Annotated in this window: 9 protein-coding genes and 3 pseudogenes; 3 read left to right on the top strand and 9 right to left on the bottom strand. The window is 35.2% G+C overall.

Translation table 11 applies throughout. The features are described 5' to 3' along the window. The first annotated feature begins 203 nt into the window (after nt 1-203). The 3 genes and pseudogenes from BVG17_RS00430 to BVG17_RS00420 all read left to right on the top strand — a co-directional run. A complete protein-coding gene (locus BVG17_RS00430) occupies nt 204-1622 on the top strand; it encodes an AAA family ATPase (protein WP_143688732.1) in 1419 nt (472 codons plus the stop codon). Between the two features lie 788 nt (nt 1623-2410). Further along, nucleotides 2411-2887, top strand: a complete 477-nt coding sequence (locus BVG17_RS00425) for a crossover junction endodeoxyribonuclease RuvC (RefSeq protein WP_143688731.1) — start codon at nt 2411-2413, stop codon at nt 2885-2887. A 103-nt stretch (nt 2888-2990) separates the two neighbouring features. Continuing rightward, a pseudogene (locus BVG17_RS00420) lies at nt 2991-3671 on the top strand (ParB N-terminal domain-containing protein); the annotation flags it as partial. Between the two features lie 44 nt (nt 3672-3715). Here the strand turns inward: BVG17_RS00420 and BVG17_RS09050 are convergent. The 9 genes and pseudogenes from BVG17_RS09050 to BVG17_RS00370 all read right to left on the bottom strand — a co-directional run. Further along, a pseudogene (locus BVG17_RS09050) lies at nt 3716-4861 on the bottom strand (IS3 family transposase). A gap of 169 nt (nt 4862-5030) precedes the next feature. Continuing rightward, nucleotides 5031-5402, bottom strand: coding sequence for a head decoration protein (locus BVG17_RS00405; protein ID WP_143688729.1), 372 nt, complete (start codon nt 5400-5402; stop codon nt 5031-5033). A 74-nt stretch (nt 5403-5476) separates the two neighbouring features. Beyond that, nucleotides 5477-6520: pseudogene (locus BVG17_RS00400) on the bottom strand (S49 family peptidase). Next, complete coding sequence (locus BVG17_RS00395; RefSeq protein ID WP_143688728.1) at nt 6520-7926, bottom strand: phage portal protein; 1407 nt, start codon at nt 7924-7926, stop codon at nt 6520-6522. The pseudogene BVG17_RS00400 and the gene BVG17_RS00395 overlap by 1 nt, the downstream one beginning before the upstream one ends. Further along, the gene (locus BVG17_RS00390; protein ID WP_241654099.1) at nt 7923-8627 is read right to left on the bottom strand and encodes a glycoside hydrolase family 25 protein; all 705 of its coding nucleotides are present in this window, start codon (nt 8625-8627) and stop codon (nt 7923-7925) included. Before BVG17_RS00390 ends, BVG17_RS00395 begins: the two co-directional genes overlap by 4 nt. Beyond that, on the bottom strand, nt 8624-8848 hold the full coding sequence (locus BVG17_RS00385) for a gpW family head-tail joining protein (protein WP_143688727.1): 225 nt from the start codon (nt 8846-8848) through the stop codon (nt 8624-8626). The genes BVG17_RS00390 and BVG17_RS00385 overlap by 4 nt, the downstream gene beginning before the upstream one ends. A gap of 1 nt (nt 8849) precedes the next feature. Beyond that, entirely contained in the window at nt 8850-10676 is a 1827-nt protein-coding gene (locus BVG17_RS00380) for a phage terminase large subunit family protein (protein ID WP_143688915.1), read from the bottom strand. Continuing rightward, a complete protein-coding gene (locus BVG17_RS00375; protein ID WP_143688726.1) occupies nt 10673-12157 on the bottom strand; it encodes an ankyrin repeat domain-containing protein in 1485 nt (494 codons plus the stop codon). The genes BVG17_RS00380 and BVG17_RS00375 overlap by 4 nt, the downstream gene beginning before the upstream one ends. Before the next feature lie 3 nt (nt 12158-12160). After that, nucleotides 12161-12595, bottom strand: a 435-nt coding sequence (locus BVG17_RS00370; protein WP_143688914.1) for a hypothetical protein, incomplete at its 5' end; no start/stop codon positions are given.

The raw sequence follows: 12595 nt of genomic DNA, 5'->3' as shown, positions 1-12595 counted from the left end.
TTTATCTAAAATTCTTAAGTTGAGTCTTTAGGTAATCTCTATAAATAATTTGTAGATGAAGCTAAAGGAAAAAAGTTGCTGCCATAAACATAAGCTACTGATCTCGTAAACTGCTTAAAATGGAGACAAAGATCTAAATTTATTTATTTACGTCTCCAATTTTATCGCGTATAACGGAGATAAAGATTTATGTTTCGTATTTTATGTCTCCATCATTTATTGGTAGAAAAACTGAGTTAAAGCAATTACTGGAGCTTACAGAAAAAAATACTGCATCTTTTGTAGTAGTCAAAGGAAGGCGTCGTATAGGAAAAAGTCGTTTAATTCAAGAGTTTGGTAAGTATTTTGAACAATATTACTCCTTTATAGGTTTGCCACCAGAAAAGCATACTACAATGTCCTACCAACTTAATGAATTTTCTAGACAAGTTGCTAGACAATTTAATACATCTTTTGCTAGGTATGATGACTGGAGCGATTTACTATGGGCAGTTGGTGAACGTCTACTATCAGGAAAAACATTATTGCTGTTTGATGAAATTTCTTGGATGGGCTCAAAAGATCCAACCTTTTTAGGCAAAATAAAAAATTTTTGGGATACGCAGCTAAAAAATAATAACAAGCTAATTTTCGTTGTTTGTGGATCAGCTTCATCCTGGATCGAGAAAAATATACTTAGTAGTACTGGTTTCGTAGGGAGAATATCGTTAACTTTAACACTCGGAGAATTATCACTTTCTGATTGCAACGAATTTTGGCCAAAAAATATTTCAGCATATGAAAAGTTTAAGGTGCTTGCAGTAACTGGCGGAATTCCAAAGTATTTAGAGGAGGTAAATTTTAAACATAGCGCTGAAGAAAATATTAAAAGGCTTTGTTTTACAAAAGGTGGGTTTTTAGTTGAAGAATTTAATCAAATATTCTCAGATTTATTCATGCGAAAAACGGCTTTTTATAAGCAAATAGTCAGAGCTCTTTCTACTGGAGCTAAAGAACAAGAAGAAATTTGTGTTACTTTAAATATCGTAAGGCATGGACGCATTTCTGAGTATCTATATGAACTTGAGCTTGCTGGTTTTATTGCAAAGGATCATACTTGGAGTATAAAAACTGGTACTGATTCACGACTCAGGAGGTACAGACTTCAAGATAATTATTTAAGGTTTTATCTAAAATATATCGAAAAAGATCTAGGAAAAATTAGTCGTGACACCTATTCTATAGGGTTCTTACCAGAGTGGTATACAATTATTGGGCTTCAATTTGAAAATTTGGTGCTGAACAATAGAAAGAGTATACATAACATCTTGGGAATTGATGAAATAATAAGCGAGAATCCATTTTTTCAGAAGAGAACGCGTAATAGTGCAGGTTGTCAAATTGATTATATGATTCAAACGAAGTTTAACACTCTCTACATTTGCGAAATCAAATTTTCAAAAGATAAAATTGGTCATTCAATAATACAAGAGGTACAAAAGAAAATAGATGCACTAAATCGTCCAAAAGGCTTTTCATGTCGTCCAGTCCTTATCCACGTTAATGATGTAAGTGATGATGTTATAGATAGTGGTTACTTTTCACACATAATTGATTTTGGAAAATTATTGCATTGTAAGTAATGGTTTTTCTGACTTAAAAAATGGTAGTTTCTTCAGTTATTCTTAAATTCATAGAGTTTGCTAACATTAGTATCTTTAGCTTTACAAAAAGTGGATGGAGTCAAAACAATCTCCCTACTGCAACACAATTCTTTAAAACATTTAAAGGGCTATTATAGCGTTATCTAGATAGGGGGATCAAAAGCTCGTGTAATCTCCTCTCAACTCAAATAGTAAGGTGTCTAGGAGTTCCGTTTAGCGGGTTCTTAAAGTTTAGGCTCTCTTTAATTCTTTTGGTAATTTAAAATTATTTTAACTTTTTTTTAGAAAATCCCGGAAAAAGTAGTGAGAAATTCGGTATATATTAGTATAGGGGCATTGAGTGTAGATGTGCTTCAAACAGAAAGCAAAAGAAATCTAGGCTTTTGGCAAGTTAAGTAATTGAGAATTTATATTTTTTTTAATAAGGCAAAAACTGTGTTTTAAAGCTAGATGTGACTTTAGGGGAAAAACTTCACTACTTACGAAAGAACGTCTATAATAGCCTCTAAACTCAAGTGAAAGCTATCTTTAGTAATTTTACTCTTATAAAATAAACTTGCCAGCAAGTTTAACACGGTTTTTATCCTTTGCAAAAAAAAAGTGAACAGTTTTCGTAATTTTGGTGAATATATAATAAGAAAACGACTTTCTGCAGTAGCACATGATTCTCGTTGTTGGCCTACAAAAACCTATGAATTTCTAGTGTGTTTTGTAGAAACCAGACGATATTTTGGAGTAAGTGCTACTTGTAATTTTAATAATAGCAAATGTCAATCCTAACACTGGACCTCGGCAAACAAACGGGCTGGGCTATTCTGCATGACGGAGTAATTGAAAGTGGAAGCAAAAGCTTTCATGGTAGCCGTTTTAGCGGAGGTGGAATGCACTTCTTAAAATTTCGTAGCTGGCTAAATGAAATGAAGGAAAAGTTCTCAAACATTGAAGCAGTGTATTTTGAGGAAGTAAGAAGACATTTAGGAACTGATGCAGCGCATTGCTACGGTGGTTTTCTTGCAGTTCTCTCTGCTTGGTGTGAAGAACATCATGTGCCCTACCAAGGTGTTAATGTTAAAACTATCAAACGCTTTATAGCAGGCAAAGGTAATGCAAGTAAGAGTGAAGTTATTGAAGCTGTAAAGAGAAAAGGATTTTTACCTAGAGATGATAATGAGGGGGATGCTTTGGCATTAATGTTCTATGTTATGAATTTTAGTAAAGATATTAATAAGACGAAAAATCCATAAAAAGTGGGTCCTTTCAGCCAGAATGGCGGATTTGGTGGTGCTGACCCCAGGCCTTCTTTAGCGTTAGAGATATTTTAAATATTAACTTTTTAATTATTAAGATATGAATTTAGCAATCCACTACTATCCTACTCGAAACCTAGTTGAATATGAGCGTAACCCACGTAAAAATGACGATGTGGTCAACAGAATGTGTGCTTCTATTCGGGAATTTGGCTTTCGTATACCAATAGTTGCAAAAAGCGATGGAACTGTGGTTGATGGTCATTTAAGACTTAAAGCAGCAAGAAAACTTGGTATGGAGAGCATTCCAGTGGTCTTAAGTGATAATTTGAATGAACCACAAACCAAAGCTTTTCGACTACTTGCCAATCAATCAGCTAACTGGGCAAAGTGGGATGATGAGCTTTTGAAAGTAGAAATTCAAGAGTTAGAAGATTTGCAGTTTGACTTAAAAATGACAGGATTTGAGCTAGAAAAAGTTCAAAACTTTCTTGATGATTTAGATGGTGAAGAAGAAGATCTTTCTGACTTAGTTGTTGATGACAAAAAAGTAGAAATAACAAAACCAGGTGATTTATGGATTTTAGGTGATCATAGAATCTATTGTGGTGATAGCTCTGTAGTTGAATCATATAAAGCAGTATTAGATGATAAAATGGCAGACATTACTGTTTGTGATCCTCCATATAATGTTGATTATGGTAGCAGTCAAGAAAGAGAAGACAAAAAGATATTAAACGATAATCAAGGTGAAAAGTACGAACTTTTTCTCTACGACATCTGACCTTACCCAGAAAAAGTAGACAGAAAGTTAAGACGTTTTTGCTATGAGAATGATGAATCAAAAAGCTCAGGAATGCAATAGTTAATAGTAGAATGTCTACGCTGTTTATTATAAAAAATTTCTATATATTCAAATATTGCGGTTTTAGCTTGTTGTACAGAGTGTTGTGAAGTATCAATGAGTAACTCTCTCTTAAGTGAACTAAAAAAGCTCTCTGAAACAGCATTATCATAACAACAACCTTTGTGACTCATACTAGAAGTAATATTTTTTGTACTTAGTAAAAATTGATAATTTTTAGAGGTGTATTGCGATCCTTGATCGCTATGAAATAGTAGATTTTTAGGAGATTTGCGCCTACCAATAGCCATGAATAACGCATCTATAACTAATTGCCTATTTACTGCATTACTCATTGACCACCCAATCACCATGCGTGAATATAAATCTATTATTGCTGCCAAATATAACCATCCTTCATTAGTTTTTATGTACGTAATATCAGTTACCCATATCTTGTTAGGTTGATCAGCGATGAAATTCTGATTTAATATGTTAGGAGTTATAACTCTATTGTCTATTTGTGGTTTTTTACTTTTAAACTTTCGTCTAAGCTTAGCTTGAATGCCATTTTTCTGCATAATATTTTGCACTGTTTTGATGTTATAATTTTTACCTAAAGCCTTTAATTCAGCGTGAATTTTAGGAGCTCCGTATCTGCATTGTGATGATCGATATACCTTCTGAATATCTTGTATGAGCTCTTCTCTTATTGATTTTTTGTTGTTTTTTTCCTTAGTAATCCATTTATAATAACCACAAGCAGATACGTTCAAAAATCTGCATAATTCCCGTATTTTATAGCAGTTTTCATGTTCTTTTATAAAAGAATATTTTACTCTTTTTGGTTTGCAAAATATCCCAGGGCTTTTTTTAAAATGTCTCTTTCCCTCGTTACTCTTGCCAGCTCTTTCTTTAAATCAAACTTTTCTTTGTCACAATGAGCTACTTTCCCCTTTCCTGGAAACGCATCTACTCCAGACATTCTATCATTGTATGTTTTTACCCATCTGCTTACCGCTAATACCCAAATCTCTTGCTATTTTTGCTGATGATTGACCTGTTTCTTTTACTAGTCTTATAGCTTCAATTTTGAATTCTGCTGTATATTCTTTTCTTTTTGTCATACCACACCTCTTTGAAAAAACGTTTTATTTTACTTCAAAAACGTCTTAACTTTCTGTCTACTTTTTCTGGGTAAGGTCAGTTAGTGCCGTCATGCTAAATGCTGTATTTGTAAATGGATTTTGCATTTTTTCTTTTCCCCCTTTGTGTTTTTTATTGTTTAATATAGCTTTAGGCCGCTTTACGGATAATGATTCCTCGTCCTTCAAGTTGCTTTATTGCTGTAGCTTTCTGTTCTTCACTAATATTTGCTGGCCATACAACTGCATGATCAGCTAGCATGGCACCACGAGCAATAATTACTCCTTTACTATTTTCCTTTGCGTTTACATCGCTTGCTATCACTCCTATCGCCGTTTGTGTACCATCTGTGGCAGTTGGATTTAAAGCTTTAATAAAACCATCTTTAGTATCATAACCAACTACTGTTCCCAACTTTAGATTTTGTCCCTTGGTTACTGTTATCTGATCTCTTGAATATAAGTTGGACACTTCATATTTCAGAAGATCTCCTAAATTATTTCCTTCAGTTATACTTATCATGTCTTTTTCTCTCCTTTTTTTATTTTTTTACCGCCATATTTGTGGTTGTTATACACGGCGGTTATACACATACTTTAAATGTTTGATTGCGCACGACTTTTCGCTACCTGCATCATCAACTCTTCTCCTGAATTCTGTGGTATTGCACTCAGTATCTCTGTCTTTTTCGTTCTCTCTGCAAGTAATTCCATTAAAACCTCCCTTGCTTGCTCAACACTTACACTTTGCTCAATAAATTCTCCTATCTTTTCTGGCATCTTCGATAAATTACATAAACGTATTAATTCAAGAACTTCAGTACGATACTTGGTTAAATTATCAGTTTCTAGGTCATTTGTAGTTTGTTCATTCATAGTAATACTCCTATTTTTATTAATAGATGAAAGAATTGTCATTCCGTCTGCAAGGCCTATTTCTACTGCTTTCTCCCCAAAATATAGCCCTGCCTCTGTTGATCGAATCTTTTCAATTGAAAGACCTCTGTTCCTTGCTATTAGCTGCACAAACATTTCATATAGTCGGTCTACTTCTTTTTGTAGGCTTCCCAGACTTTCAGACGTCATTGGCTCATGTGGATTTAAATCATTCTTTCGACTACCAGCAAAGATTGTGGTATACTTAATACCTTGCTTTTCATCAAACCTACTTTGATCTATATGACTTGCTATTACTCCTATACTCCCAATTCCTTAAGTGCGGGTGAGAAAAATCTTTTCAGCGCTAGAAGCTATAGCATATGCAGCAGAATATGCATCATCATTTGCTATTGCTATTATCCTCTTTTTTCCTCTTGCACTATAGATAAAATCAGCCAAGTCGAAAATACCGTTTACTTCTCCTCCGGGGCTATCTATGTCCAAAAGTATTGTTTCAACTTCTTCATCCATTAAAGCTTTTTCTATCTCTTCTCGAATCTTCTCATATGAAGTCATCCCTAAAATATCATCAAAGGCTCCTGGTTTTTTCGTCAAGATTCCATGTATTGGTATTATTGCTGTTCTTTCTACGTTACTTTTGATAGAGTGCTTGAGATTTTTGAAAATTGGCTGTTTTTCTTTGTATAGCGATAGCAGCTCAAAACTCCTTGGTTCAAGCATTAATGGTTTTCCTAAGAGCATCATAATCCTTTACAATCAGAGTCAAACATTAAGTTGAGACTATTTGCACGACTCTGATCTTCTACTATTTCTTGATCTATTTCTTCAACATCATAACCCATTTCTGATACTACTTCCGATCGACTTTTGAAGCCATTCCTTACTGCCATTTGCTGTGCTTGCTGGTCTTTCAGTGGATCTACCCAATCAAATCCCTGTGGTATCCATTTTACTTCTTCTTTCGCTGCTTTTACTACTTTTTCATCTATACGTAGTTCTCCACAAAGTACTGCTAACTCTAGCCATCTACTCCATACTGGTCTGCAAAATTGAAATACCATAATGTTGTGTTGCAGCATAGCACATCTACGACGAAACTCTATTAATCCAGCTCTGATTGATGAATAATTAACGCCGGTTAAATCTCCTGTTAGCTGCTCATATGTTATCCCTGTACCAATCGCTATTGCTCTGAGTTGCTGTCTCATAAACGCTTCATAACTTCCTCCAACATCTGATGGCTCTGAAAATTTTATATCTTCTCCTGGGTCTAAAAGCTGCATTGTTCCTGGCTCTAAACCTGATAGTGCTACTCCTTGCTCATTACTTTCACCTTCTCCTAAAATATTTGCCTCAGGATCAAGTCTCGTAATAAACCCTGCAAACATCGCTGCTGTCTTTTTTCTCACTAATTCTGCATCATCATATTGATCAAGCTCATAAAGTTTCAGAAGTATACTCGAAAGCCATGGTTCTCCCCTAATTTGCCCAGGTCTTAGTGGTCTATAGATATGTAAAACATCGTTTGCTGGCACTCTTACTGACTCTCCAAAGGTATTTTCACCAGGGTGTTCTTTAAATAGGTAGTATGCTTCTCTTTGCCCAAGCCTGTTAAACTCAATCCCGTTTCTTATTACATTACCATTTCCTAAAGTTTGATTTGTTTTATTATCTAAATGTTCAGACTCAAGTACTTGCAGTTGTAATGGTACAGAAAATCTATCTTCCAGCTTTCTCGTTCTTAAACGTACAAAACATTCTCCTCCCTCTATCATACTTCTGCATACTAGAGCCTGCAGACCATAAAAATCACTTACTCCGTTACTATCTGCTTCATCTGTCCATTTTAGCCATAATGCTTGCACTTTCTTTCTAAATTCTGCATTCTTTGCTTTTGATTGCGGCTTTATTCCTGTTCCAATAGAGTTACTTACTATTGTATCAATAATATTTGCTGCATATGGATTTTTTCTCACCATATCACGTGATCTACTACGTAAAGTTTCAAGGCTTTGAGACAGCAAATTGTTTATACTTCCTAACTCTGGTTGAAAGTGAAAAAATCTTCTTCCTGACCCTGCTGCATCCCAGGCTGAACTTTTGATTTTTGGCTTGCTAAATAGTTGTTTGAAATTTTTCAGCATCATACTAACCAAAATTCTCTTAATTCTTTTAATGTGCCGTTAAATTTATTTCTGTCACATTTTCCGATTCCACTTACTTCATGTGGCTCTGGACCATTTTTACCGTCGGTGTATTGCCATAAAATCCACTTATTCCAGCCTTGCGGTAAAACAGGTTGATCTCCATATCTTGCTATCCATAATGGACATTTAGTCAAAATTGGTGTGGCAAAATCTTTCAAAAATTTAGCACCTCCATACACTAAAGGTGAACGCCCTGTTTCTTCTTGAACTTTTTTAATAAAATCTTCTGCTTGTCTTGGTTCTATATTTTTTCCACTTTCGTTCTCTTCAATATCAAGAACAACAATTGTATTTTTAGCTTTACCCACTGTATTCAAAAAGTGATTTGCCTGATCCTTTCCATCTTCCCCTACACCGAAATGATATGAACCCCATAATAGACCCAAGTCTTCAGCTTCTTTTCTTCTTTCTTTGTATTTTGAATCTATGTACTCTGTTCCTTGCGTTGCCTTATGAATTACTCCAACTATACCACTCTCTTTAGCTAACTCAAAATCCACATTTTCTTGCCAATGTGACAAATCTATTATTCCATTTACTGAACTCTCTCTATTGTCCCATAGTTTTATGAAAGTTTTTAATTGCTCTAAAAATTCAGAATATTCCTCTTTTACAACTTTTCTCAGAAAATTTTCCCTCATATAACTCCTTTATTTGTTGCAAAAATAATCTTTCGTTTAGGCTTCATACCTGCAACTTTCAGTTCAGCCTTAATACGTTGCCGTAAATTCAGCAAGTCATTTATCTGAACTTCAGCATATCTCACCACATGGTCACCATATGCAATTGATACTACTCGCTCTCCGTTTTGTAGTTTCTTTATCGCTTCTTCGACTTGAATTAAATACTCTTCGCTGTACATCTTACTTCTCATTCAACCATTTGCTTTGTCTCACTTTTTTAGGTTTTTTGCTTTCTGGCTTTTCACTTAAACTATTCCATTTACTCTCTGGCCAACGATCGATTCCAAGCGCAATAGATGCTGCTCTTGCGTAAATTCGGCAATCTAGTACTTCATTTCTTTCTCTTACTTTTTGCCACTCTTGTTTGGTGTATCCTTTTACTACCTTGCTGACTAATTGCTCTGCCGTTAGCTGCTTAAAATATTCAGGTGCATACTCCGGAAAATGACAATATCCTGCTGGCACTTTCTCTTCTTCTTTCAAAATATTAAGTAATTGAAAAAGCTCTGACTTTAATATCGATACTCCTACTGGCCATAGCTTTATTCCTCTTTTTAGCTTTTGACCACCAACTGTTATATCAACTCTACTTGGGCTGCTAAGTGGCACTAGGGCTTTATTTACACCTTTAACTGCCATTACTCTTCCAGATCCTTGATGACCTCTTACCCAGTTGTATACTTCTTGCGTTGCATATCCAGCATCTACTGCCATCATACTTATCATATATTCAAGCCCATTTTCACCGATAAAATGATGATTGAGGAGCTCCGAAAGCTTTCCCCATACTTCTCCACCTCCTGTATCTCCTTCAAATACTCGGTAGTCTATTGACCAACTTTCACGACTTTTTCCCCATGCTACAACTTCCACCTCTAGACGATCTTTTTGGACATCTACTCCTGCAGTAAGTACCACTTCTCTCCTTGGTACTGTGCCAATCTGAAAAAATTCTCTCCTGTTAAATAATTGCTTCCAATCAGGTACTTCTCCTTTATCTACCCAAGTTTCTCCAAGCGTAGTATTTATCCAAACTTTCAGTAATTGTTCACTTTCTTTTGCATGGAGAAAATCTTCTACTGCTTGTTGCCAACTATACCAACCAACTGGGCTATAAAGACTTGAAAGATGAAATCCTTTTTTCTCACCTTTTACTCTATTAGTAGGTCTCCATTCTCCACGATCTAGCATCTCTGTCTTTTGATGATTTTCTATTTTGCCGCTACATTCAGTGCAGACATAATGTGCTGTTCTTGAGTCGTTATTTTCCCATTTTATTTGTGACCATTTTAGAACTTGATAGTAATTACAATGCGGACATGGTACAAAAAAATATCTCTTATCTGTTGCTTCAAATTCCTTCTCAATTCTGCTTATTCCATGAATTGTTGGTGTTGATACTAAAAAAATCTTTCGCCGTGCAAATGTATTGGTACGAGCTATGCTGAGTAAAACTGGATCTCCTTCTCCTCCTGAATCTCCTGGATATGCATCTATCTCATCAAGAAAGAGATATTTTACTGGCATAGAACGAAGTCCTACACTGCTATTTGCTCCAGTTATTACTACTATTCCACCTGGAAATTCCTTACTTTGTACAGTATTGCCTGAGTCTCTTGATCTTGGGTCTTTTACTTTACTTTTTAAACATGGTGTACTTTCAATCAGTGGTGCAAATCTTCCCTTTGACCAACGTTTTCCCATTTCAACTGTCGGCTGTACTACTAGCATTGGCCCTGGCGTTTGATCGATGATATAGCCAATCCAATTATTTCCTGCTTCTGTTCCCCCAATCTGCGCTCCTTTCATGAATACTACTTTTTCTGCAGGTGAAGATGGTGATAGTGAATCCATTATTTCTTTTAAATAAGGAGTTCTTTCTGTTCTCCATTTACCTGGCTCTGATGCTGCAGTTGATGCTAGAACTCGATACTCATTCGCCCACTCTGATACTTTAAGTAGTGGATCTGGTCTTAAACCTTCAGAAAAAGATGTGGCGTATATCATTGTCTGCATCTACTCATAATTGGTTCTATCTCGATATCATTAACAGTAGAACTACACTCCTCCAGTTCCATAAACATCTTTTTCTGAAATTCCTTTTCTATATATCTTTTGCTCATCTCACTTATCATTAGTGCTATAATAAGCGCAAATATCCCTGTTGTTGTTGCAAAAATGATTGCACTGCTTATTGTTGTTGCTGTTAAACCTATATATGCTGCCATTGCTACTGCGCTAACTGTAATACAGATGCAGATAATATTATTATGTTTTTTCATCCTTTTATCTGCTATTTCTCTCTGTGCTATATATTTATTATGAATGGTTGGAAAATTAACAACGGTATCTCTGCAGAGCAATGCCCCATTTTTTTCAGTAAACAAAACTTTGAGTAACTCTAAATTGTTTGATTTGATTGCTAAGTGCAGAACAGGTGTATAATTTGCTCCTTTTTTCAGCAATAACTTTACTACATGTAAATGCCCTTTTTCTGCAGCAAGGTAAATCGGTGATAGACCTTTATTATTTGAAATATCAATATCAATTTCTTCTTTTAAAATTGCATCTACAAGCTCAACTTCTCCCATTTGTGCAGCTAAATGGAGTAGACTATTCTTCTCAGAACCGTATTTATTACTCATCAAAGCCTTTTTTATCTCAGGTTTAGCGTAATCAAATGGTGTCTTGCCGCTATCGTCTTTTACCAGAGGGTCTATATCTTCTCGCGTTAGTAAAACTTCTATTGTTTTAAGTCTTTCAGCGTAATGTAGTGGTGTTTTACTTTCGTAGTCTTGCAAATTGACTTGAGCATTAGGCTCCTTTATTAAGCATTTGAGGATATCAAGACATAAGTCTCTTTCATCGTAATTAGTATTACTTACAGCTATATGAACAGGTGATAATTTCATCGAGTTTTGTCCTATACGTGCGCTATTTACATCTGCACCTAGCTTTAGCAGTAACTTTACTATCTCCAATTTTTTGTTGTTAACTGCATAGTGCATTGGTGTCTGATTTCGTGCATCAAAGACATCAATTTCAGCATTTCCTTCTCTTATCAAAATCTTTACAACTTCTGCATGTCCTATGCCTGCTGCTAGATGTAATGGCGTATGATGCAGAGCATTTCGTACATTAACGTCAACACCTTTTCCTATCAAATATCTAACTGCATTAACTTCACCTATCATTGCAGCTAAATGAAGTAAGTTATCTTGTTCTGATCCGTATTTGTTATTAATTAGCGCTTGTAATATTTCTGCTTTTTTCCCTTCTTTGGCGTAATCAAGAGATGTTTTACCTTCATTATCTTCCACAAAAGGATTAATGTTCTTCTTCGTGAGTAACAAATCTACCATGCTTAATTCATCAAATTCTATAGCACAATGTAGTGGTGTCTTTCCATTTAATCCTCTGACATTAACATCTAATCCAGGTTGATTGATGAGGCATTTTATTAATTCTAAACTTAAGTTATCAGCCATTATTTAAAATTTAATATTAGATAACTCTTCAAGTGAGTTTGTAATTTCCTCGGTCAATGTTCCATGAATTTTTTCAGTGTCACTCAGTGATGCAAGCAGCGCTGAAACTCTATTTGGAATATTAAGCAGATTATTACGGACAACTCTTGCTACATTAAATGCATCGCGCTTTACTTCCTCTACTGCTACAAGTTCACCAATCTCAGCCTTAGCTTTCGCCTCAAGCAGTTTACCACGTTCCATCTCATTTTTTATTCGCGTTTTTAGCAACATTGTAGAAAGGTTATTTGTATTTTCGTTTTCTGGATTTTTCCTCCTAAGTGGCTGACTTGGATCTCTCATTGCTGCCACCGCTTCATTTGCTTGTTCTCTATTGATCAAACCATCCTCCAACTCAACTATTCCTTTTTTTACTAAATAACAGACATATTGCTTTGA

Origin of the sequence: Wolbachia endosymbiont of Laodelphax striatellus, assembly GCF_007115015.1 — a bacterium.
GTDB lineage: Bacteria > Pseudomonadota > Alphaproteobacteria > Rickettsiales > Anaplasmataceae > Wolbachia.
The sequence above is the reverse complement of the archived record's forward strand: the minus strand, read 5'-3'. Positions and strand labels throughout refer to the sequence as shown.